Source organism: Naumannella cuiyingiana (genome assembly GCF_013408305.1).
Lineage (GTDB): Bacteria > Actinomycetota > Actinomycetes > Propionibacteriales > Propionibacteriaceae > Naumannella > Naumannella cuiyingiana.
Genome location: NZ_JACBZS010000001.1, coordinates 2207418 through 2228804, shown reverse-complemented (window position 1 = coordinate 2228804; position 21387 = coordinate 2207418). Strand labels below are relative to the sequence as shown.

23 protein-coding genes are annotated in these 21387 nt (G+C 70.7%); 6 read left to right on the top strand and 17 right to left on the bottom strand.

The window, feature by feature from the left end:
• Nucleotides 1–132 precede the first annotated feature (132 nt).
• On the top strand, nucleotides 133–1083 hold the full coding sequence (locus GGQ54_RS10310) for an EamA family transporter (RefSeq protein ID WP_246293346.1): 951 nt from the start codon (nucleotides 133–135) through the stop codon (nucleotides 1081–1083).
• Here the strand turns inward: GGQ54_RS10310 and GGQ54_RS10305 are convergent.
• The 5 genes from GGQ54_RS10305 to purU form a co-directional block, all read right to left on the bottom strand.
• Nucleotides 1068–1274 carry a helix-turn-helix domain-containing protein gene (locus GGQ54_RS10305; RefSeq protein ID WP_218843816.1) on the bottom strand — a complete coding sequence of 69 codons (207 nt, stop codon included), beginning with the start codon at nucleotides 1272–1274 and terminating at the stop codon, nucleotides 1068–1070. The genes GGQ54_RS10310 and GGQ54_RS10305 overlap by 16 nt on opposite strands.
• 157 nt (nucleotides 1275–1431) lie before the next feature.
• Complete coding sequence (locus tag GGQ54_RS10300; protein ID WP_179445302.1) at nucleotides 1432–2586, bottom strand: acetoin utilization protein AcuC; 1155 nt, start codon at nucleotides 2584–2586, stop codon at nucleotides 1432–1434.
• A 2-nt stretch (nucleotides 2587–2588) separates the two neighbouring features.
• Nucleotides 2589–3404 carry a pyrroline-5-carboxylate reductase gene (gene proC / locus GGQ54_RS10295; protein WP_343045927.1) on the bottom strand — a complete coding sequence of 272 codons (816 nt, stop codon included), beginning with the start codon at nucleotides 3402–3404 and terminating at the stop codon, nucleotides 2589–2591.
• Nucleotides 3401–4432, bottom strand: a complete 1032-nt coding sequence (locus GGQ54_RS10290) for an aspartate-semialdehyde dehydrogenase (RefSeq protein ID WP_179445301.1) — start codon at nucleotides 4430–4432, stop codon at nucleotides 3401–3403. The genes proC and GGQ54_RS10290 overlap by 4 nt, the downstream gene beginning before the upstream one ends.
• A 69-nt stretch (nucleotides 4433–4501) precedes the next feature.
• A complete protein-coding gene (gene purU / locus GGQ54_RS10285) occupies nucleotides 4502–5380 on the bottom strand; it encodes a formyltetrahydrofolate deformylase (RefSeq protein WP_179445300.1) in 879 nt (292 codons plus the stop codon).
• A gap of 272 nt (nucleotides 5381–5652) precedes the next feature.
• Between purU and GGQ54_RS10280 the strand changes: the two genes are divergently transcribed.
• Entirely contained in the window at nucleotides 5653–6519 is an 867-nt protein-coding gene (locus GGQ54_RS10280) for a bifunctional 5,10-methylenetetrahydrofolate dehydrogenase/5,10-methenyltetrahydrofolate cyclohydrolase (RefSeq protein WP_179445299.1), read from the top strand.
• Between the two features lie 143 nt (nucleotides 6520–6662).
• Entirely contained in the window at nucleotides 6663–8102 is a 1440-nt protein-coding gene (locus GGQ54_RS10275; protein ID WP_179445298.1) for a hypothetical protein, read from the top strand.
• Nucleotides 8103–8133: 31 nt separating this feature from the next.
• Here GGQ54_RS10275 and GGQ54_RS10270 read toward each other — a convergent pair whose 3' ends face one another.
• The 4 genes from GGQ54_RS10270 to GGQ54_RS10255 form a co-directional block, all read right to left on the bottom strand.
• Nucleotides 8134–8916, bottom strand: coding sequence for a CPBP family intramembrane glutamic endopeptidase (locus GGQ54_RS10270; protein ID WP_246292608.1), 783 nt, complete (start codon nucleotides 8914–8916; stop codon nucleotides 8134–8136).
• A complete protein-coding gene (locus GGQ54_RS10265; RefSeq protein ID WP_179445296.1) occupies nucleotides 8903–9832 on the bottom strand; it encodes a proline dehydrogenase family protein in 930 nt (309 codons plus the stop codon). Before GGQ54_RS10265 ends, GGQ54_RS10270 begins: the two co-directional genes overlap by 14 nt.
• A 64-nt stretch (nucleotides 9833–9896) precedes the next feature.
• Nucleotides 9897–10826: a TIM barrel protein gene (locus GGQ54_RS10260; protein WP_179445295.1), complete on the bottom strand. Its 930-nt coding sequence runs from the start codon at nucleotides 10824–10826 to the stop codon at nucleotides 9897–9899.
• 9 nt (nucleotides 10827–10835) lie between these two features.
• Nucleotides 10836–11753, bottom strand: coding sequence for a Ppx/GppA family phosphatase (locus tag GGQ54_RS10255; protein ID WP_179445294.1), 918 nt, complete (start codon nucleotides 11751–11753; stop codon nucleotides 10836–10838).
• Nucleotides 11754–11813: 60 nt separating this feature from the next.
• Here GGQ54_RS10255 and GGQ54_RS10250 point away from each other — a divergent pair, with 60 nt between their 5' ends.
• The 3 genes from GGQ54_RS10250 to hisC all read left to right on the top strand — a co-directional run bounded on the left by GGQ54_RS10250 (nucleotide 11814) and on the right by hisC (nucleotide 14409).
• Nucleotides 11814–12575 carry a DUF3109 family protein gene (locus tag GGQ54_RS10250; protein WP_179446549.1) on the top strand — a complete coding sequence of 254 codons (762 nt, stop codon included), beginning with the start codon at nucleotides 11814–11816 and terminating at the stop codon, nucleotides 12573–12575.
• A 119-nt stretch (nucleotides 12576–12694) separates the two neighbouring features.
• The gene (locus tag GGQ54_RS10245) at nucleotides 12695–13330 is read left to right on the top strand and encodes a VOC family protein (protein WP_179445293.1); all 636 of its coding nucleotides are present in this window, start codon (nucleotides 12695–12697) and stop codon (nucleotides 13328–13330) included.
• Nucleotides 13327–14409, top strand: coding sequence for a histidinol-phosphate transaminase (gene hisC, locus GGQ54_RS10240; protein WP_179445292.1), 1083 nt, complete (start codon nucleotides 13327–13329; stop codon nucleotides 14407–14409). The genes GGQ54_RS10245 and hisC overlap by 4 nt, the downstream gene beginning before the upstream one ends.
• 28 nt (nucleotides 14410–14437) lie before the next feature.
• Here the strand turns inward: hisC and GGQ54_RS10235 are convergent, their stop codons facing one another.
• From GGQ54_RS10235 to GGQ54_RS10200, 8 genes are read right to left on the bottom strand one after another with little or no spacing between them, the layout of a single operon-like run.
• The gene (locus GGQ54_RS10235; RefSeq protein ID WP_179445291.1) at nucleotides 14438–14773 is read right to left on the bottom strand and encodes a hypothetical protein; all 336 of its coding nucleotides are present in this window, start codon (nucleotides 14771–14773) and stop codon (nucleotides 14438–14440) included.
• Nucleotides 14774–14785: 12 nt separating this feature from the next.
• Complete coding sequence (locus tag GGQ54_RS10230; RefSeq protein WP_179445290.1) at nucleotides 14786–15235, bottom strand: type II toxin-antitoxin system Phd/YefM family antitoxin; 450 nt, start codon at nucleotides 15233–15235, stop codon at nucleotides 14786–14788.
• Nucleotides 15236–15291: 56 nt separating this feature from the next.
• Nucleotides 15292–16692, bottom strand: a complete 1401-nt coding sequence (gene radA / locus GGQ54_RS10225) for a DNA repair protein RadA (protein WP_179445289.1) — start codon at nucleotides 16690–16692, stop codon at nucleotides 15292–15294.
• Nucleotides 16693–16752: 60 nt separating this feature from the next.
• Nucleotides 16753–17574 carry a carbohydrate ABC transporter permease gene (locus GGQ54_RS10220; RefSeq protein WP_179445288.1) on the bottom strand — a complete coding sequence of 274 codons (822 nt, stop codon included), beginning with the start codon at nucleotides 17572–17574 and terminating at the stop codon, nucleotides 16753–16755.
• Nucleotides 17571–18494 (bottom strand): ABC transporter permease subunit, encoded by a 924-nt coding sequence (locus GGQ54_RS10215; protein WP_179445287.1) that lies wholly within the window; start codon nucleotides 18492–18494, stop codon nucleotides 17571–17573. The genes GGQ54_RS10220 and GGQ54_RS10215 overlap by 4 nt, the downstream gene beginning before the upstream one ends.
• A gap of 8 nt (nucleotides 18495–18502) precedes the next feature.
• A complete protein-coding gene (locus GGQ54_RS10210; protein ID WP_246293337.1) occupies nucleotides 18503–19741 on the bottom strand; it encodes an extracellular solute-binding protein in 1239 nt (412 codons plus the stop codon).
• A gap of 36 nt (nucleotides 19742–19777) precedes the next feature.
• Nucleotides 19778–20671, bottom strand: coding sequence for a dihydrodipicolinate synthase family protein (locus tag GGQ54_RS10205; RefSeq protein WP_179445285.1), 894 nt, complete (start codon nucleotides 20669–20671; stop codon nucleotides 19778–19780).
• Nucleotides 20668–21348 carry an FCD domain-containing protein gene (locus tag GGQ54_RS10200; RefSeq protein WP_179445284.1) on the bottom strand — a complete coding sequence of 227 codons (681 nt, stop codon included), beginning with the start codon at nucleotides 21346–21348 and terminating at the stop codon, nucleotides 20668–20670. The genes GGQ54_RS10205 and GGQ54_RS10200 overlap by 4 nt, the downstream gene beginning before the upstream one ends.
• Nucleotides 21349–21387: the final 39 nt, after the last annotated feature.

The following is a 21387-nucleotide window of genomic DNA, read 5'->3' as shown; positions in this document are numbered from 1 at the left end:
CCTCCTCGCCGCCCCAGCGTACCCGGCGACAGGGGCAACCCGCCCATTGACTCATGACCGGCGGCCGCCTAGCGTTAGCAGTCAACAACGGTTTTGCTCCTGACATCCGGCCCCGAACGAGACGAGGTGACCATGCGTGCGGCGTCCCCACACCCCGCGACCTGGCTGGTCGTGGCCCTGGTCTCGGCGGCCGGCTTCGGCACCGCGGGCAGCTTCGCCTCCGCGCTGATGGAGGCCGGCTGGACGCCCGCCGCCACGACGACCGTCCGGCTGGCGCTCGGCGGCCTGCTGCTGGCTCCGATCGCGGCCTGGCAGCTCCGCGGCCGGTACGCCACCCTGACCCGGCACTGGCGGACGATCGCCGCCTTCGGCCTGATCGCCTGTGCCGGCACCCAGTTGCTGTTCTTCCTGGCGATCACCCGGCTGCCCGTGGGCATCGCGCTGCTGATCGAGTACCTGGCACCGGTGCTGGTCGTCGGGTGGACCTGGGCGACGACGCGGGTCCGGCCGGGCGTGCTGGTCGGCGTGGGCACGCTGCTCGCGATCGCCGGCCTGCTCGGAGTGATCGACGTGTTCGGTGAGGTACGCGTGGACCCGCTCGGGGTGCTCTTCGGGCTCGGCGCGGCGGCCTGCCTGGGCGCCTACTTCGTGATCTCGGCCGACAGCCCGGTCGAGCTGCCCCCGCTGACGCTGGCCGCGGGCGGGCTGCTCGTCGGCGCCGCCGGCGTCGGCCTCGTCGGCGCGCTCGGGCTGCTGCCGATGCGTGCCTCACTGGACCCGGTGACGATCGCAGACACCACCGTTCCGGCCCCCGTGTCCGTGCTCGGGCTCGGCCTGCTCGCGACGGCGCTGGCGTACCTGACCGGGATCATCGCCACCCGGCACCTCGGCTCGCGGCTCGCGTCGTTCGTCGGGCTGACGGAGGTGCTGTTCGCGGCGGCGTGGGCGTGGTTGCTACTCGGTCAGTCGCTGCGCCCGACCCAGCTCGCGGGCGGGGTCGTGATCATCGTGGGCGTGTTACTGGTCCGCCTCGCGGAACCGCGGGCGCGCGAGACTCCGGTCGACGTTCAGCCGACGTCGTAGTACGCGCCGCGCAGGTAGGCGTCGACCGCCGTCTCGGGGACCCGGAAGTTGCGGCCGAAGCGGACCGCCTCGAGCTCGCCCGCATGGATCATCCGGTAGACCGACATCTTCGAGACCCGCATCAGCGATGCGACCTCGGCCACCGTGAGGAACTTGGCATTGATGCCACTCACGGGCTCACGGTCAGTCATCGGCTCCCCCTGGGTGCGTGGTCCGGATTGCATGCTCGTCGTGCAAGGCGGGCAGAGCCGGAACGACTCGGTCTGCAGGCGTGAGCCTAGTGGCCCGTGTGAACAGATGGAAGAGGAAAGATCACAGATTCGTCACGAACCGGCGTGTCTGCGCGATTCAGAAGACGTCCGGGTCCAGGCCGAGCTCCGGGAAGACCGCTCGGCGGGTCGCCAGGATCGCCTGATCGACCCGGCTCGACGGGTCCAGCCCCTCGGTGATCGGGGTGAACTCCGGCGCCGGATCGCCGACGGTCGCCGGCGGCGGGCCGGAGCGCTCGCGCCAATCCTCGGGCAGCCAGCCGCTCGGCAGCGGCGTCGCCGGGTCCACCTCGACGTCGGCGGCCACCCCGAGCAGTTGGGCCCAGGCCTGCGGCAGCACCCACGGCATCGCGTACCCGCCGCCGCCGGTGATCACCCACCTTCCGTGGGCGTACCGCTCGGCCAGTTCGGCCAGCCGCCGATAACTGGCCACCTGGCCGCCCAGGGTGAGCTGCAGATCGGTCAGCGGATCGGCGGCGTGGGAGTCGCAGCCGTGCTGGGTGATCAGGATGTCGGGCGCGAAGGCCTCCAGCACCGGCGGCACGACCGCCTCGAAGGCCCGGAGCCAACCGGCATCGCCCACCCCCGGCGGCAGCGCCACGTTCACCGCCGACCCCTCGGCGCCCGAACCGCCGGTCTCGGTCGGGTAGCCCGTGCCGGGGAAGAGGTACGCCGGGGACTCGTGCAGGCTGACGGTCAGCACACTCGGGTCGTCGTAGAAGATCGCCTGCACCCCGTCGCCGTGGTGGGCGTCGACGTCGACATAGGCGATCTTCTTCGCACCGGCCGACTGCAGCCAGCGGATCGCCACGGCGATGTCGTTGTAGACGCAGAACCCGCTGGTGCCCATCGGCATCGCGTGGTGATGTCCGCCCGCGATGTTGATCCCGCGCGCGACCTCGCCGCTCCAGACCGCGCGCGCCGCCTCGGTGGTCGCGGCGCTGATCCCGGCGGCGATGTCGTGCATCCCGACCACGAGCGGGTTGTCCGGCGTACCGATCCCGAAGATCGTCGAGGTCCGATCCGCCTTCACCGCGGCGATGTAGAGCTCGTCGTGCACCGCACGCAATAGATCCTCGTTCGCGGCCGGCTCCGGCGCCACCTGGAGTTGATCAAGGATGCCGAGCTCGCGGGCGAGCGCCAGGGTGAGCTGGACCCGGCCCGGCCCCATCGGATGGTCCGGACCGAAGTGGTAGCGCTCCAGATCCGGGGAGTGGATCAGCCGGGCGACCATGATCAGGATCCCGGTTCGGTGCGGCCGAGCTCGCGGCTGCGGTCGCGGGCGGCCTCGATCGCGGTGATGAAGGCCGCGCGTACCTTGTGGTCCTCGAGCTGGCGGATCGCCGCCGCGGTCGTTCCGCCGGGCGAGGTGACCTGCTCGCGCAGCACCGTCGGGTGCCCGCCGGACTCGCGCAACAGCTTCGCCGAACCGAGCATCGTCTGCACGACCAGCTCCGTCGCGGTCACCCGCGGCAGGCCGAGGTGCACGCCGGCCTCGATCATCGCCTCCACGACGAAGAAGAGGTACGCCGGTCCCGAGCCCGAGATCGCCGTCACCGCGTCCTGATAGGACTCCGGGACCGTGACGCTGCGGCCGATGGCATTCAGCAGCTCCTCGACGCGGGCGACATGCGCGGCATCGGCGTACCGACCCGCGGAGATGGCCGCCATGCCCTCGTCGACCTGCGCGGGCGTGTTCGGCATCACCCGCACCACCGGCTGGCCGTCGGGCAGGCCCGCCTCCAGCCGGGCGGTAGGTACGCCCGCGCACAGCGACACCAGCATCGCGCCGGGGCGGATCCGGCCGGCCAGCTCGGCGAGCACGGCGTCGGCGTCCTGCGGCTTGACCACCAACACCACCGTCTCGGCCTGTCCGGCGGCGTCGAGGCCGGCGAGCGCCTCGATCCCGTGCCGCTCGGCCAGCTCGGCGCGTCGTTCGGGGCTGCGTTCGCTGGCCAGGATCCGCTCGGTCGGCCAGCCAGCGCGCAGCAGGCCCGAGATCAGCGTCTCCCCCATCACGCCGCCGCCGACGACGAGCAGGCGATCGGTCACGCCGAGACCCGGGCGGCGATCAGCTCCGCGATCTGCACCGCATTCAGCGCGGCACCCTTGCGGAGGTTGTCGTTGGACACGAAGAGCACCAGCCCGCGGCCCTCGGGGGCGGACGCATCGGTGCGGATCCGGCCGACATAGACCGGGTCGGCGCCCGCGGCCTGCAGCGGCGTCGGGATGTCGGACAGCTCGACGCCGGGCGCGCTCGCCAGCAGCTCGGTCGCCCGGGCCGGGTCGATCGCGTCGGCGAACTCGGCGTGGATGGCGAGGCTGTGCCCGGTGAAGACCGGTACGCGAACACAGGTGCCGGCGACCGGCAGGTCCGGGATGTGCAGGATCTTGCGCGACTCGTTGCGCAGCTTCTGCTCCTCGTCGGTCTCGCCGGACCCGTCGTCCACGAGCGATCCGGCCAGCGGCAGCACGTCGTGGGCGATCGTCCGGGCGTACTTCTCCGGCGCCGGGAAGTCGATCGCCGAGCCGTCGAAGGCGAGCGGCGTCGGATCGGGCGCGGCCGCGAGCTGGGTCGCCAGCTCGGCGACACCGGCGCCGCCGGAGCCGGAGACCGCCTGGTAGGTGGCAACGACCAGCCGGCGCAGCCCGGCCGCGTCGTGCAGCGGCTTGAGCACCGGCATCGCGGCCATCGTGGTGCAGTTGGGGTTGGCGATGATGCCCTTCGGAGCGACGTCGATGTCGGCGCCGTTGACCTCGGCGACCACCAGCGGCACCTCGGGATCGCCGCGCCAGGCCGAGGAGTTGTCGATCACGGTCGCGCCGGCGGCGGCGACCTTGGGGGCGTACTCCAGGCTCATCGTCTTGCCCGCGGAGAACAACGCCAGGTCGAGGCCGGTGAAGTCGGCGGTCGCGGTGTCCTCGACGAGCACCTCGCGGTCGCCGAACGGCAGCGGCGTGCCCGCCGACCGGGCCGAGGCGAAGTAGCGGATCTCGTCGACGGGGAAGTCGCGCTCCGCGAGCAGCGTACGCATCACCCCGCCGACCTGACCGGTGGCACCGAAGACTCCAACACGCATGGGCACGAGCCTACGTGCTGGGCGAGCGCGGCGCCTCCTCGTTCGGCGGCCGAGACCCGGCGGCGTGGATCAGAGCACGACGGTGCTGTTGCCGTCGCGGAAAACCCGGTCCTGGCAGTGCCAGGTGACCGCGCGGGACAGCACGGAGCGCTCCACCCCGGCGCCCTTGCGCCGCAGGTCGGCAACCGTGTCCTCGTGCGAGGCGCGTACCACGTCCTGCTCGATGATCGGGCCCTCGTCGAGGTCCTCGGTGACGTAGTGCGCCGTGGCGCCGATCAACTTCACGCCGCGCTCCTTGGCCCGTTGGTAGGGATTGGCGCCGACGAACGCCGGCAGGAAGGAGTGGTGGATGTTGATCACGGGTACGCCGACGCGCTCCAGGAAGTCGCCGGACAGGATCTGCATGTAGCGGGCCAGCACCACGAGGTCCACCTGGCCGTCGAGCAGCCGGAGGTGTTCGGCCTCGGCGGCCGCCTTGTCGCCGCCCACCGGGACATGCACGAAGGGGATGCCGAAGCCGCGGACGTCGTCGCCGAGATCGGGGTGGTTGGAGATCACCAGCGGGACGGTCATCTCGATCTCGCCGCGGCGCTGGCGCCAGAGCAGGTCCAGCAGGCAATGATCGGACTTCGAGGCGAAGATCGCCACGCGCTTGCGTTCGCCGGCATCGACGAGCCGTGCCTGCATGCCGAGGCCGCCGACGATGCGCCGCTCGATCGCGTCGGCCACCTCGTCGCGGCGCCGGGCCAGCTCGGGCAGGTAGAACACCGTCCGCTGGAAGAACCGGCCGCCCGAGCGGTCCGAGCTCGCCTGGTGCAGCGCGACGATGTTGCCGCCCAGCTCGGTGATCAGGCCGGAGACGGCCGCGACGATGCCCGCCCGGTCGTCGCCGGAGACGACCAGCCGCGCGTGGTCGACCTGCTCGGCGCCCGCGGTCTCCCCTGCCATGCCCGTGCCCTTCGTCTTGTTCGTCTTGTTCGTCTCGTGCGCCCGGCGTCCGGATCGGCGGGTCGCTCGGATCGTAGGCGCCCGGGCCGGCGCGGGGCGAACAGGTCCGCGATGCGGGGTCGATCGTCGCGGTCGCGGCGCACCAATCTGGCGCTCGCGCGCCTTCCCGCGGCCTGCGACCGCGCGGTGGCGCGGGATCGATCGGCCGGCCGGTCCGCGAGAGTCAGGATGGTGCGGAGCCGGGGCGCCGAGGCCCCGATATCCTGCCCGCGATGCCTGCTCAGTTGCTTTCCGGCCGCCCCGTCGCCGATGCCGTCTTCGCCGAGATCCGCCCCCGCATTGCCGCCCTGCGCGAGGCCGGTCATCCGGTCGGGCTGGGCACCCTGCTCGTCGGTTCGGACGACGCCTCGGCCGGCTACATCCGGATGAAGATCGACAAGGCCGAGGAGCTGGGCATGACCGCCCCGCACATCCACCTCGGCGACGACGCGAGCCAGGCCGAGGTCGAGGATGCGGTACGCGCGCTGAACGAGGACCCCGAGGTGACCGGCGTACTCGTCCAACATCCGACCCCGCCGCAGATCGACTTCGAGGCCGCCATGCTGCGCGTCGACCCGGACAAGGACGTCGACGGCCTGCACCCGGTGAACATGGGCCGGCTCGCGCTCGGCATGCCCGGCATGGTCGCGTGTACGCCGGCGGGGATCGAGCGCCTGCTCGCCCACCACGGGATCGAGGTCTCCGGACGCGATGTCTGCATCCTCGGCCGCGGCACGACGCTCGGCCGGCCGCTCGCCCTGCTGTTGTCGCAGAAGCGGCCGACGGCGAATGCGGCGGTGACCGTGGTGCACACCGGCGTACCGGACTGGGCCGAGCACACCCGCCGGGCCGACATCGTGATCGCCGCCGTCGGCGTGCCGGGGATCGTCCGGCCCGAGCATGTGCGGCCGGGTGCGGTGGTCGTCAGCGGCGGAGTGCGGTACGCCGGGCGCAGGCTGCTGCCCGATGTGGACGAGTCCGTCGCCGAGGTGGCCGGCGCGATCACCCCCCGGATCGGCGGCGTCGGCCCGACCACCATCGCCATGTTGTTCAAGAACTGCGTGGACGCCGCGGAGCGGTTGGCCGCAGGCGGTGCGTAGAGCCGGGACAGGCCGGCGCCGGGTCCACCCGATCGCCTGCTGATCACGAAGTCGGACAACGCCGTCGAGGCCCACGGGAAACGCGGAGCTATCCCGCGTGGCGACGGTGTGCCGAACGATCGGGCTGGCATAGCATCCTGCCCGTGGGCGACGACGATGCGCTTGAACGCCGCTCAGTCGTGGCGGGAGCACATGGCGGGGTGGTGCCCTTCGCCCGAAGCTGGGTTCTCTCGCTCGGGCCTCCCGCGATCTTGTCCAAGTCGATCGGCTCGTTCTGGGTCCAGCGGGCGCTCGGCCCCGCCGCCTTGTGGCACGATCCGTGCCTCGAGGTCCGGGTCGCAGGAGATCACGACCGCGGGATGGCACTGCTCGGACTGGCCATCGATCCCGACCTCACCGATCAGACCGACCTGATCGACCGCCTGTCGGCGGCCTGGCACGCGGGCAGCCTCGATGATCATCTGGACCGCCTCAACGGCCGCTATGTCTGTGCGTACTGGAACGCGGACGGCTTCTGGCTCCAGTCGGACGCGGTCGCCATGCGCGGGATCTACTGGCACGCACACGAGCCCGTCGCCGGCGGCAACCCGCGGTTGGTCGCCGAAGCCGTCGATGACGTGCGTCCCTCCTACTACGGCCAGCGGGAGACCTCACCCAAGGTGTGGACCACGCCGGGACGGCGCACCCAGATGCTGAATGTCTGGCGCCTCGGCCCGAACGTGGAACTGGAGCTCCGCGGCCGGACGGCGAGGCGGGTCGGCCCCGTGCCCCACACGCCATCCACGGTCGACGACGCCGCCGACAAGGTGCGGGACGAAGCGGGCCGGTTCCTTGATCAACTGTGCCGCACGGAACGGCCGATCGTCGCCTCGCTCACGGCGGGGTTCGACAGTCGGGTCACCTTGGCACTGACCAGACGCACGGCGGAGCGGATGTCGTGGTTCACCTACCAGCTCGAGCGGCCCACCATGCAGGCCGACGTGGACCGTGACGTGACCGTGGCGACCGAGCTGGCGGCGCGATTCGGGCTCGATCATCGGGTCCTGGACCTGTCCGATTCCTGGCCGACGAAGGCGCAAGCGGCCATCTTCGCGAGAAACACGCATCGCCAACACGGCCGACAGGTGTCGGTGAAGTACGCGGCGACGTTCCCGCTGGACGCGATCCACGTGCGGTCGAACCTCTACGAGCTCGGCCGTTTCTACTACGGCGCGTTCCCGATCGACGCACCGATCGCGGAATGGATGGCGACCCGCTTGCTCAAGGGGCGGTCGGTCGACGCCTCCGTCATCGCCGACTACTCCGACCAGTTGCACTTCTCCGACTACGCCGCCGTGCCCGAGGAGTACGCGGTGCAGGACATGTTCTACTGGGAGACCCGCCTGGGCGGCTGGATGCAGAACATGCTGATCGAGTCCGACGTCGCCTTCGACACCGTCATCCCGATCAATTCGCGTCGAATCATCCGCACCCTGTTGTCCGTGCCGACGAAGCAGCGTGCCGAATGGGAGACCTTCCACGCCATCATCCGCGGCGCGTGGCCCGAGGTTCTCGAGCACCCGATCAACGGACGTCGGATCTGATCCCCGCGATCGTGATCGATCGACGCCGGGGTCACAGCCAGTCGAGGTACGGCGCGGCGAGGGCGTACCCGACGAAGGAGGCGATGTCGAGCAGGGTGTGCGCGACGACGAGCGGGCCGATCCGCTTCCAGCGGTAGTAGAGCAGCCCGAAGATCAACGCCATCAGGAAGTTCGCGACGCCCTGCCCGAATCCCTGATAGAGGTGGTACCCGCCGCGGATCACCGCGGCCAGCAGCCACATCTGCCACCACGCCCAGCCGAGCTGGCGGGCCCGGATCAGCAGGTAGCCGATCATCACGACCTGCTCGAGTACGCCGTTCTGGGCCGCGGCCAGTACCAGCACCGGAATCGACCACCAGGCATCGGACAGGTTCGCTGCGGCGATGGTGGTGTTCAAACCGAGCTGGCGCGCCGCGAGATAGAACCCCAGCCCGGGGATGCCGATCGCAGCGAAGATCAACACGCCACGACTGAGATCGAAGCCGGGCCGACGAAGATCAAATCCCAGCGCGCGGCGCGGAGTCATGCCCCAGACCATCGGTCCGGCACGGAAGACCAACAGATAGAGCACCAGCGCCACCGGCGCCAGCGCGAAAATGATCTGGGCGAGCTGATAGGCAAGATCGAGCCACGGCCGGTCCGGGGTGATCGCCTGGTTCATCGACGTCGTCTGCTCCGACAACGCCTCCGGCCGGGTCAGGCGCTCGATCAGGTTCAGGACGGCATAGGTCGCCGAGCGTCCGAGCGACAGCGCCAGGACGATCGCGATCTCGATGCCGAAACCGCGGGTGGCGCGATCGTCAGTTGCGGTCAACGAGGCCCCGCACGAAGAGCCCGAGATTGGCGGGCTTCTCGGCCATCCGGCGGACCAGATAGCCGTACCAGTCCGTGCCATAGGGCACATAGATCCGCATCCGGTGGCCGAGCCCCGCCAGCTTGGTCTGGGCATTCGGGCGTACCCCGCGCAGCATCTGGAACTCGAAGTCGTCGTTGCCGCGACCGGCGCGCTGCGCGATGTCCTGGGCGACCGCGATCAGCCGCGGCGAGTGGGTGGCGACCATCGGATAGCCCTCGCCGTACATCAGCACCTTCAGGCAGCGCACATAGGACAGCTCGACATCGCGTTCATCGGGGTAGGCCACGGACTCCGGCTCGGCATAGGCGCCCTTGCACAGGCGTACCCGCGAGCCGGCGTGGGTCAGGTCGCGGCAGTCGGCCTCGCTGCGCCGCAGGTACGCCTGGATCACCGCCCCGGTGTCGGGAAAGTCGGCGCGCAACTCGCGCAGGATGCCCAGCGTCGAGTCGGTGGTGGTGTGGTCCTCCATGTCCAGGGTCACCGTCGTGCCCGCCTCCCGGGCGGCCTGACAGATCTGGCGGGCGTTGTCGAGCGCGACCTTCTCGCCGTCCCGACCGAGGAACTGTCCGATGGCCGACAGCTTCAGCGACACCTCGACCCGATCGGCGATGCCCGCCTCGGCCAGGGCGGCCAGCGCGCCGACATACTCCCAGGTGACCGCCGCGGCCTGCCCCAGATCGGCGGTGTCCTCGCCCAGATAGTCCACGGTGCCCAGCAGCCCGTCGTCGGTCAGCCGCCGACACACCTCCACCATCTGCGGTGTCGTCTCGCCGGCCACGAATCGATCCACCACCGACCGGGTCATCGGCAGCCGGGTGGCGATATCGCGCACACCCTTCGCCCGGGACAACATGATCAGAAACTGGTTGGCCACCTCAGTCCTTCCCGGCCGGGCCCGCGGCCTGTGTCGTACTCGGCCACGCGCCGACCGGCGGATGCTAGCGCGCGGCGGGAACCTTCGGGGGTGCACCCGCCGCGAGATGGGTACGCGTGAACGCCAGCGCCTCGCCGAGGTCATTCTCGCGCTGCTCGCGGCTGCCGCTGCGGCGGGTGTTCACCTCCAGCACCACCTGCCCGGCGTACCCCTCCGCGGCCAGCAGTTGCAACACCCGGTCGGCCTGCTGGTCGCCGTGCCCGGGCAGCAGGTGCTCGTCCTTGATCGATCCGCGGCCGTCGGTCAGGTGCACGTGCTGCAGCCGCGGGCCCCAGGCGCGGGCCAGCTCGACCGAGCTCTGATGGGCGGTCGAGGCGTGCGACAGGTCGAGTGTCAGGTGATCGAAATCGTGGTGGGTCGGATCGAAACCGGGCTTGTAGGCCTTGAACTTGCGGCCGCCGTGCAGCCCCTGTTTCGGCGCCCGCCACGGGTACATGTTCTCGACGCAGAACTTCACGCCGGTCTCCTCGTGCAGCTCCCGAACCCCACGAACGAACGTCTCGGCGTACCCCCGCTGCCAGCGAAACGGCGGATGCACCACGACCACGTCGGTGCCGAACCGCTGCGCGGCGCGCGCGGATCGGCGCAGCTTCTCCCACGAATCGGTGCCCCAGGTGCGGACGGTGAAGATCAGACAGGGCGCATGGATCGACAAGATCGGCACCTGGTGGTAGTCGCGCAGCCGCTCGACCTCGTCCTCGCTCACCGACGCGGCGTCGATGCCGACCATGATCTCCACGCCGTCGTAGCCGAGCCGGCCCGCCAGCTCGAATGCCGTCGCGGTGCCCTCGGGGTAGACCGAGGAATTGGAGAGCCCGACCGGATTCGGCCGGCGCCGGGGAACCGAACCGTTGCCCGCGGCCGTGGCCGGTGCCGCACCGTCCGGGGTTGCCGCGGTGTCGCCGGCGCTGTCCGGGCCGTAGCTGTGGCTCACCGGTCCAGACTAGCCCGCACCGTTGGTCAGGTGATCCATGTGCCGCAGCAGTACGCCCTCGCGCAGCGCCCACGGGCACAGCTCGAGCCGATCCACGCCGGCGAGGTCCATCACGGCGTCGGCCACGACCGCGCCGGCCAGCAGTTGGCCCGCCCGGCCGGCGGAGACGCCGGGCAGCTTGGCCCGCTCGGCCGGCTTCATCTCGGCAAGCCTGGGCAACCACTCGGCGAGTTCGGCGCGATCCAGGAACCGCGGCACGAACGGCCCTTCGCTGCTCGGCGCCGCTCCGGTCAGCCGCCCGAGGGTTCGGAAGGTCTTCGACGTGCCGACCGCACGGTCGTAGGGGCCGCGCCGCGACAGATCGCCGATCACCGCCCCGATCCCGGCCCGCACGTGGCGGCGCATCCCGGCCAGGTCAGTGCCGAACTCCCGGGTCAGCCGGCCGGCACCGAGCGGCACCGAGAGGGCGATCTCGGGGTCCTCGTCGGGGCCGCCGGCGATCTCCAGCGAGCCGCCGCCGATGTCGAAGACGGCGAGCCGTCCGGCCGACCAGCCGAACCACCGGCGTACCGCGAGAAACGTCACCCGCGCCTCGTCCCGGCCGGTCATCACCTCCAGGTCGAGCCCGGTGCGCCGGCGTACCGCCTCGAGCACCTGCTCACCATTGGTCGCCTCCCGGATCGCCGAGGTGCAGAACGCGAGCAGGTCGGCGCAGCCGGAGTCCTCCGCGCGTCGCTGGGCCTGCTCGATCGTGGCGACGAGGGCGTCGACGGCGGCCGGGGCGATCCGGTTGTCGTCATCGATGTGCTCGGACAACCGCAGCACCCACTTGTCGGAGGCCGCCGGGGCGGGCGCACCGCCGTGGCGCGCGTCCACCACAAGAAGATGCACGGTGTTGGAACCGACATCGAGTACGCCGAGCCGCATGGCCGCTCACCCTAGCGTTGATCATCGGCGACGGTGCTGGACACCGTTACGCTGGCCGGCATGCCCGAGGTGTCGTCCAACTTCCCCCGCGCCTTCGTCGAGTTCGCCGACCCGGCCGATGACGAGCAGGTGTTCCGGTGCGACCTGACCTGGCTGACCTCGCGCTGGAACTGCATCTTCGGGCAGGGCTGTCCCGGGATCTATGCCGACGCGCCCGACGTCGGGTGTTGCACGCTCGGCGCGCATTTCGCCGACCGCGACGACGAGCGGCGGGTGGCGAAGGCGGTGAAGCGGCTGACACCGGAGTTGTGGCAGTTCCGCAAGGAGGGCAGGCGCGGCGGCTGGGTCGAGGAGGAGAAGTCCGACGACGGCTCGGTCGAGCGCAAGACGCGGGTGGTGGACGGCGCCTGCATCTTCCACAACCGCCCGGGTTTCCCGGCGGGCTCGGGCTGTGCGCTGCACCTGCTCGCGATCGAGGAGGGCCGCAGCTTCGTCGAGACGAAGCCGGACGTCTGCTGGCAACTGCCGATCCGCCGGCAGTTCCGCGAGGTCGAGCGCAATGACGGAACCTCCTACACCGAGGTCTCGATCGGTGAGTACGTCCGCGAGGGCTGGGGTCCCGGCGGCCACGACCTGGACTGGTACTGCACCTCGAACACCGAGGCGCACGGCGGCAAGGAGCCGGTCTATCTGGCCAATGCCGACGAGCTGACCGAGCTGATGGGTTCGCAGGGGTACGCCGAACTGGTCGGGCACTGCGAGCGCTTCGAGGCCGCCCGCGGTGCCGGGATGCGCCATCCGGCCACCGTCCGGCGCCGCTGATCGGCCCGGCCGGCGGGCACCGTCGGGCGCCGCGAGAACGTGGCGCGTATCACATCGCTCCGCCGGCTCGAAGCGACCCCGGAAATCTGGCCGAAACGTTCCCGGCCACAATGACGGTCATGCGTGTGGACCATCTTTCCTTTGCCGCCGGTCCGGACGGTCTCCAGGCCACGGCGGATCAGCTCAGCAAGACACTCGGCACCGACTCCCGAGACGGTGGTTTCCACCCGCGGTTCGGCACCCGGAACCGGCTCATCCCGCTGACCGACTCCCGCTACGTCGAGGTCGTGGAGGTCCTTGATCATCCGGCGGCGGAGAAGGCGCCCTACGGCCAGATCGTCCGCGCCCGCTCCGAGCTCGGCGGCGGCTGGATCGGCTGGGTGGTCTCGGTCGACGATCTCTCCCCCTTCGAGGACCGGCTCGGCCGTGAGTCCGTGCCGGGCAGCCGCCACCTGCCGGACGGCCGCAAGCTGGAGTGGCGCCAGATCGGCGTCAAGGGCACCCAGGCCGACCCGCAGTTGCCGTTCTTCCTGAGCTGGTTGAGCGAGGCCTCGGTGCTGCCGAGCGCGCTGCACAGCGAGGTGAAGCTGATCAAGCTCGACATCGCCGGCGATCGGGCGCGGCTGGAGGACTGGATGGGCGGCCCGGTCGACTCGTTGATGGCCGATCTGGAGATCGACTGGGTCGCGCCGAACGGGCAGCCCGGGATCCTGGCCGCGCACTTCGAGACCCCTGCCGGGCCGGTCCGGCTGTGAGCGGAGTCCGGATCCGGCCGGCGATCGCCGCGCTGCCGCCCTACCGCCCGGGCAAGCCCGCCCCGCTCGGGCCGGGCGGGGTGTCGTGGAAGTTGTCCAGCAACGAGAATCCCTATCCGCCGCTGCCGGGAGTGCTCACCGAGGCGCATGCCGCGCTGGAGCGGATGAACCGCTACCCGGACATGGCGAATGTCGACCTGACGGCGGCGCTCGCCGAGGATCTTCGCGTCGCGCCGGACCAGTTGGCGCTCGGCACGGGGTCGGTGTCGGTGATCGGACACCTGGTCGGCGCGGTGTGCGAACCGGGCGACGAGGTGATCTTCGCGTGGCGGTCGTTCGAGGCGTATCCGATCACGGTGCTGAGTCACGGCGCGGTGCCCGTGCAGGTGCCGCTCGGCCCGGGAGCCGTGCATGATCTTGACCGAATGCGCGAGGCGATCACCGACCGGACCAGGGTGATCATGATCTGCACGCCGAACAACCCGACGGGTCCGACGGTGCCGCAGGCCGAGTTGGAGGCGTTCATCGCGGATGTCCCCGATCACGTGTTGATCATGATCGACGAAGCCTATGTCGAGTTCGTCACGGACCCGAAAGCGGCGCGCGGGCTGGAGCTGGCCGAGCGCTACCCGAATGTGGTCGTGCTGCGGACGTTCTCCAAGGCATACGGCCTGGCCGGCCTGCGGGTCGGATTCTGTGTGGGTACGCCGGAAGTCGCCGCGGCGGCGCGGGCGCTGACCCCGGCCTTCTCGGTGTCCCTGCCGGCCCAGGTCGCCGCGGCGGCATCGCTGGCCGCGAAGGCGGAGTTGTTGGAGCGGGTGACGGCGATCGTCGCGGAGCGGGAAACGCTCGGCGCCGGCCTGCGCGATGCGGGCTTCGAGGTCCCGGACAGCCAGGGCAATTTCGTCTGGCTGCCCGCGGGTGAGCGGACCGCCGAGTGGGGCGAGACGTTCACCGCCGCCGGGATCATGGTCCGCAGCTACCTCGCCGGCGATGCGTTCGACGGCATCCGGATCACGGTCGGCGAGCCCGAGGCCAACCGGCTCGCCGTCGAGGTGGCCCGCACGCTGCCGCGCTGACCGGGCGAGACGAGCACGGCCGGTATCGCTACTTGGTCTGGTTGGGATGCCGAGTGTGCACGTTCTCGAGCACGACGGTGCGCTCGGTCACGAAGTACCAGATCCGCGCACCTCCGGAGAGCTCATATTGTCTGCGTTGGTGTGCCCGGCCGTCCCGCTCGATGTCGGCCAGCGCACCCCTCAGCGGGTGCATCGTGGGCGTGATCGCGTTCGGGTCCCGGACCAGGTCATCCCAGGCTTCCGCCAACCTGTTGCGCTGGTTGGCCAGCAGCGCCTGCCACCCGCGCTCGGCCTGCCGCGTGCCGAACACGATGGCGTACTCGGTGGTCCGAACCGGCCTGGGGACCGCGCCCTTCCTTCCCACGTCGGCCCCTGCTCAGGGCCGCTCGACCGGCAAGGGCTCGGCGAGCCAGTCGAGTTCCGTGGCGCGCAGGCCTTCGGCCAGGGCAATCGCGGTGGATCGCCACGAGGCCAGCTCGGCTACGGCCAGATGCGCGCGTCCCGTCGCGAACGCCGCCCTGGACGCCTCGACCAGAGCTCCGGCGCACCGCTCCCGATCGTCCGCATCGAGGGCGAGCATCCAGTCGAAGCGCTCGGCGAACCGATCCCCGAGCGAATCTTCGCCGGCGCGGGTGGTGATCGCGATGATCTGCCCGGCCAGGGCGAGCAACTCATCGCGCTCGTCGGACTCGTCGGCAGACATCAGCACCAGCGGTCGCCCATCGCGACGGGTCACCTCCACGGGCGCGTCTTCGGCCGCGTCGAACACGGGCGCGGGATGACGGGACAACTCAGACGACTGGAACATCTTGCGGCGACCGGACATGGCATCACCTTACTTCAGAACACAATCAGAAGATGAATCGCATCGGGGCCAGCGGGTCATGACGCGCGTCGCCGCCCCGGGAAGCCGAGCTCCTCCATCGCCTCCATCACGGTGGCGACCGGCTTGATCGTGATGCCGAGGCGCTCGTCGCGGTGACCGCGGCCGGGCGGCAGGTCGAGGCTGGCGGGCACGATCGCGGTGTCGAAGCCGAGCCGGCCGGCCTCGGCGATCCGCCGCTCGAGCCCGGGCACCCGGCGCAGCTCGCCGGCCAGCCCGATCTCGCCCAGCGCGACCACCCGGCCGACCCCGACCGGCGCGGCGTCGACGTAGCTGGAGGCGATGGAGACCGCGAGCGCGAGGTCGGCGCTCGGCTCGGTGACCCGCGCCCCGCCGACCGACGAGGCGTGGCAGTCCTGGTTGTGCAGCGGCATCCGGCAGCGCTTCTGCAGCACCGCCAACACCATCGCCAGGCGCTGCCGGTCCAGGCCGGCACTGACCCGGCTGGGATTCTGCTGCGGGGTCGGGGTGACCAGCGCCTGGACCTCCGCCAGCAGCGGCCGGCGGCCCTCCATGGTCACCGTGATCGCCGTGCCGGGCACCGCCACCGACTGCGAGACGAACAGGCCCGAGGGATCGGGCACCTCGGCGATCCCGGCGTCGACGAGCTCGAAACAGCCGACCTCGTCGGCCGGCCCGAAACGGTTCTTCGAGGCCCGCACCATCCGGAAGCCCGAGTGCCGGTCGCCCTCGAACGCCAACACGACGTCGACCAGGTGCTCCAGCAGCCGCGGACCGGCGATACTGCCGTCCTTGGTGACGTGACCGATGATCAGCACCGCCATCCCGCGCGACTTGGCGATCCGCACCAGCGCGCCCGTCACCTCGCGGACCTGGGTCACGCCGCCGGGCGAGCCGTCGGCATCCGGCGTACCGATCGTCTGCACCGAGTCGACCACCAGCAGGCTCGGGTCGGTCTGCTCGATGTGGCCGAGCACCGTGCCGAGATCGGTCTCCGCGGCCAGATACAGCTCGTCGGCGAGGGCATCGGTACGCCCCGCGCGCAGGCGCACCTGCGCCGCCGATTCCTCGCCCGAGACATAGAGGGTGCGCCGCCCGGCGCGCGCCCAGCGCGCCGCAACCTCCAGCACCAGCGTCGACTTTCCGACGCCGGGCTCTCCCGCGAGCAGCACGACCGCCCCCGGCACCAGGCCGCCACCGAGCACCCGGTCCAGTTCGCCGACGCCGGTCAGCGCCCGGGCCGACCCCTCGCTCGGCACCCGGGCGATCGGCACCGCGCCCGAGGTGGGCGCCTGGGCGCGCACCTCACGCAGCTTCGGTGCGCCGACCTCCTGCACGCTCCCCCACGCCTGGCACTCCCCGCACCGACCGACCCAGCGCACGGTGGCCCACCCGCACTCGCTGCACCTGAAACCCGGTTTCGCCGCTGCCTTCGCCATGGGTTGCACCCTAGGTCGTGCCACCGACATCGCCGGCCGCTCGGCGCGCCGGGCGCCGCGTCAGTCCTTGATGGCGCCCTCGGAGATCCCCGCCACGACGAAGCGCTGCAGCACGATGAACCCGATCACGATCGGCATGGCGATCACGGTCGACACCGCCATCAGATTCGTCCACTGGGTGCCGAACTGTGCGATGAAGCGGTTCAGTACCACCGTGACCGGCTGGGTGGCGTCGCTGGTGGCCAGGGTCAGGCCGAAGACGAACTCGCCCCAGGTCATCACGAAGGTCAGCGTCGCGACCATGATCAACCCCGGCCGGACCAGCGGCAGCCCGATCTGCAGGAATGCCCGCCACCCGGTGCAGCCGTCCAGCATCCCGGCCTCGATCAGATCCTGCGGAATGCCCAGCATGTACGGCCGCAGCATGATCACCGCGAACGGCAGCGCCAGGGAGGTGTTCGCGATCACCAGTCCGGCGTAACTGTCGACGAGCCCCCATTCGCTGAAGATCGCGAACATCGGCAGCGCGAGGCTGATCGTCGGCAGCATCTGCGCCAGCAGCATCAACAAGATCACCGCCCCGGCGGCGCGCAATCTGAAACGGGCCAAGCCATAGGCGGCGGGCACGGCCAGCAGCAGGGTCAGCACCAGGGTCGGCACGGTGATCGCGATGGAGGACCGGATCCCCTGGAGCACCGCCTCGTTGTCCAGTACCGCATCGACGTAGGCCTGGGTCGTCGGGGGGTTCGGCACCAGGGCCGGCGGGATGGCGAACACGTCCTCGCTGCGTTTGAGCGACGTGGCGACCATCCAGTAGACCGGCACCAGGTACACCAGCGCGACCAGCAGTCCGACGACCTGCACCACGCGGGCGCGCATCATCGGACGTCCTCGCTACGGGTGGCGCGGAAGTAGAGCAGCGCGAGCACCGTCGGGATGATCAGCATCAGCGTGTTGATCGCGGCGCCGCTGCCGAGATCGAAGCTCACGAACGCTTGCTGGTACGCCATGATCGGCAGCACCGTCGTGGCATCGCCCGGGCCACCGCGGGTCATGATGAAGATCGTGTCGAAGGTCCGGAAGGTGTAGATGAAGCCGAGCAGCGCGACCACCAGGGTCACCGGGCGCAGCAGCGGCAGCGTCACGGCGAAGAACCGCCGGATCGCCCCGGCGCCGTCCAGCGCGGCTGCCTCGTGCAGGCTCGCCGGGATGCCCTGCAGTCCGGCCACCAGCAGCAGCATCGCGAAGGGCGCCATCGTCCAGGCCGTGGCGATGATCACCGCGAGCAGCGCGGTGTCGGGGTTGCCCAGCCAGAAGACGGGGGCGCGGATGATCCCGATCCGCAGCAAGAGCTCGTTGAACAGGCCGTAGGAGCCGTCGAGCAGCCATCGCCAGACATTGGCGCCGACCACCGACGGCAGCACATACGGCAGGAACAGCATGGCTCGGATCAGGTTGCGGCCCGGATAGGGGCGCTGCAGCAACAACGCCAGTGCCATCCCGATGATCAACATCAAGACGATGGTGCCCAGGGTGTAGATCAGCGATGTCCGCAACCCGACCCACAGGCTGCCGTCGGCCAGCACCGTGGCGTAGTTGGCGGCGCCGATGTAGGAGAGCCGACCCGCGACGAAGTTCTGCATCGTCGCGTCGTAGAGGCTCAGGCTGACGTTGTAGTAGAGCGGGTAGATCGTGGTGGCGGCGACGAACAGCACCGCCGGCGCCAGGTAGAGATAGCGGCCGAGCCCGCGCGTTCGCGGCCGCCTGCGGCGCTCGGGCACTGCCGGCGCTGTGCTGGTCACCGCAGACCTCAGGCCAGCGCCTTGTCCACGGTCGCCTGCGCCCGCGCGAGCGCATCCGCCGGGGAACTGCTACCGGAGAGGGCCGCCTGCAAGGCGCCCTGGGCCGCGGTGAAGATCTCGGCGGATGCCGGCGCGGTCTCCTCGTCCGGCGCCCAGGCGACATCCAACTGATCCACGAAGACCCGGATCGTCGGGTCGGACCACTGGGGGTCCTCGGCGGTGTCCGAACGCACCGGCAGCTTGTTGCGTTCCGGCAGGTATTCGTTCATCACCTCCGGTCGCTGCAACCAGGTGATCAACTCCCAGGCGGCGTCGGGATTGCCCGAGTCGCGGGTGATCGTCAGATTCTCCGCGGAGAGGAAGGACACCTGCTCCCGATCGGCCGGCATCGGAGCCACCCGCAGGTCGACGCCGGCTTCGCGCAGCCCCGACAGGTAGGACGCGCTGTTGATCATCATTGCCGCCGTGCCGTTCTGGAACTGGGTCGTGACATCGTCCTCGATCCAGGTCAGCACGCCCTCGCTCACCGCCCCGGACTCGACCATGCCGCGCAGCGACTCCAACGCCGCCAGTCCGGCCTCGGAGTCGAGCTTGCGGATGTCGCCACCCGCGGCCAGGAATCGCAGGATGAACGCGGTCGAGCCCTCGACGCCCTCGATCCCGCTGAACGCGAGCCCGCTCACGCCGTCCTTGGCGACCGAGCCGGCGGCGCGCTCGACGTCGGACCAGGTCTCGACGCCCGCATCCGGCAGCAGCTCGTTGTTGATCCACAGCGAATAGGTGTCGGCCACGTGCGGGACGGCGTAGGTCGCCCCACCGACCTGGGTCGTGGCCCACGGGCCGCTGAAGTACTGGTCGCTCTGCCCCCATGTGTTCACCCGGGAGGACACGTCGGTGATCATCTCCGACTGGGCGAACAGTGCGGTGTCGAAGGCATTGACCAGGGCGATGTCCGGCAGCCCGGCGGCGGTGGCCGCCTGCAGCAGCGTCCGGTTGAAGTCACCGAACGGGATCAGCCGGGGCGTGACCTGCACCCCGGACTCCTCGCTGTAGCGCGCCAACAGCTTCTCCAGCGGCGCGGTCGCCCCGCCGCCGTAGTAGTGCCAGAAGGTCAGCGAGCCATCGCCCTCGCCGGCGGGCGCCGGGGCGCTCCCGCCCCGCGGCGCGCAGGCACCGAGTGCGCCCGCGGCGGCAGCGCCGAGGGTGGCGGCGAGCAGGGTGCGTCGAGACATGGCAGACAACGGCATCGGGTTCACGTCAGACTCCTTCGGTTGGCGTGGTGATCAGGCGCGCAGTGCGCGCCACAGGTCGGCGACCTGTTCGCGTTGGGGTGCACCGAGGCCGCGGTGCGGAGGACGGGGCTCGCCCATGGCGTACCCGCTCAGGCGGAGCAGTTCCCGCAGGCCGGGCATCACTCCGACGCCGACGAGCGCGGCGACCAGGTCGGTGACACGGTCCTGCAGGGCCCGGGCGGTGGACAGATCTCCGGCGCGGTACGCCCGGAGCAGCTCGGTGTACAGCCCGGGGGCGACGCCGAACGTCGAGCCGATCGCGCCGGCGGCGCCGGCCACCAGGCCGCCCAACAAGACCTCGTCGTGGCCGTTCCAGACGATCAGCGAGCCGCCGCGCAGCCGGGTCAGCCGATTCAGCGTGTAGAGGTCCAGTGAGGTGAACTTGACGCCGGCCACCGACGCCGGAGCGACCATTTCGGCGAGGAACGCCAGGTCGAACTCGACCCCGGACCGCTTCGGGAAGTAGTAGGGGATGAACGGCACCGGCGCCGCGTCGGCCACAGTGGTGAAGTAGCCGAGAAGTTCGGCGCGCTCCAACGGGATCGGCGGTGCGATCGCGGACACGGCGCTCGCGCCCGCGTCAGCGGCGGCCTGGGCGAGTCGAATCGTCGAGGCCGTGTCCGGCGTACCGACATGGGCGATGACCGGCACCTGACCCCCGCATTCGGCGGCCACCGCCGCGATGCAGGCGACGCGCTCGTCGTGGGTCTGCATGATGCCGTCGCCGGTGCTGCCCCCGACGTAGAAGCCGTCGACGCCGGCGTCCAGCAGGTCGCGGGTCAGCGCAGCCAACACGCGCAGGTCGGGCGCACCGTCCGCGGCGTACGGCGTCGGCAGCGCCGGAACGATGCCCTTGGCGCGATCCAGCGGGGCCGGAGCGCTCACGAGGCGTCCTCCCCCGACGTCATCTCGGTCACCCGGGCCTGGATGTCGGTGAAGTGCTCGTCCATTGCCCGGACCGGGTCTCCGTCGCCCCGGAGCGCGCGGACGATCGCGCGGTGCCGCTCGGCGAGATCGTCATAGCGCAGCGGCGGGAGCTCTCGGCGCATCCGGGTGCTGAGCTCCCAGAAGGTGTCGAGCACGTCCAGCACCAATCGGTTGCCGACGACCACATAGAGCGCCCGGTGAAAGCGGCGGTCCTGCTCGGGGAAGGCACGGCCGGCCCGCTCGAGGGCATCCATCTCGTCGACGATCGCGTCCAGCTCGGCCAGTTTGTCGTCGGTCAGCTCGGCGGCGACCCGGTCGATCAGCCCGCGCTCGAGGGCCGCTCGCAGCTCCAGTAGTTCCTTGAGCTCTGCTCCCGAGGCGATGGCCCGGTAGGGCAGCATCCGGATCACCGGATGCAGCGAGAAGGCCTGCACGAACAGTCCCTTTCCCGCGCGGGCCTCCAGCACGCCCATCGACTGCAGGCTCCTGGTCGCCTCGCGCAGCGACCCTCGGCTGACGCCGAGCCGGACCGCCAGCTCGCCCTCCGGCGGCAGCGCGTCACCGGCCCGCAGCCGCTCGTCGGCGATCAGCTCCAGGAGCTGGTCCTGGACGGCCTCGAACAACACCTTCGTCACGCCGTGAACCTATCACATATCTGACAGGTCAGACAGGTC

Bases quoted from the DNA above. Each gene is read 5' to 3' on its own strand.
- GGQ54_RS10310 (WP_246293346.1), top strand. From the start codon at position 133: ATGCGTGCGGCGTCCCCACACCCCGCGACCTGGCTGGTCGTGGCCCTG.
- GGQ54_RS10305 (WP_218843816.1), bottom strand. From the start codon at position 1,274: ATGACTGACCGTGAGCCCGTGAGTGGCATCAATGCCAAGTTCCTCACG.
- GGQ54_RS10300 (WP_179445302.1), bottom strand. From the start codon at position 2,586: ATGGTCGCCCGGCTGATCCACTCCCCGGATCTGGAGCGCTACCACTTC.
- GGQ54_RS10290 (WP_179445301.1), bottom strand. From the start codon at position 4,432: ATGCGTGTTGGAGTCTTCGGTGCCACCGGTCAGGTCGGCGGGGTGATG.
- purU (WP_179445300.1), bottom strand. From the start codon at position 5,380: ATGGCAGGGGAGACCGCGGGCGCCGAGCAGGTCGACCACGCGCGGCTG.
- GGQ54_RS10280 (WP_179445299.1), top strand. From the start codon at position 5,653: ATGCCTGCTCAGTTGCTTTCCGGCCGCCCCGTCGCCGATGCCGTCTTC.
- GGQ54_RS10255 (WP_179445294.1), bottom strand. From the start codon at position 11,753: ATGCGGCTCGGCGTACTCGATGTCGGTTCCAACACCGTGCATCTTCTT.
- GGQ54_RS10250 (WP_179446549.1), top strand. From the start codon at position 11,814: ATGCCCGAGGTGTCGTCCAACTTCCCCCGCGCCTTCGTCGAGTTCGCC.
- GGQ54_RS10245 (WP_179445293.1), top strand. From the start codon at position 12,695: ATGCGTGTGGACCATCTTTCCTTTGCCGCCGGTCCGGACGGTCTCCAG.
- GGQ54_RS10230 (WP_179445290.1), bottom strand. From the start codon at position 15,235: ATGTCCGGTCGCCGCAAGATGTTCCAGTCGTCTGAGTTGTCCCGTCAT.
- radA (WP_179445289.1), bottom strand. From the start codon at position 16,692: ATGGCGAAGGCAGCGGCGAAACCGGGTTTCAGGTGCAGCGAGTGCGGG.
- GGQ54_RS10220 (WP_179445288.1), bottom strand. From the start codon at position 17,574: ATGATGCGCGCCCGCGTGGTGCAGGTCGTCGGACTGCTGGTCGCGCTG.
- GGQ54_RS10210 (WP_246293337.1), bottom strand. From the start codon at position 19,741: ATGCCGTTGTCTGCCATGTCTCGACGCACCCTGCTCGCCGCCACCCTC.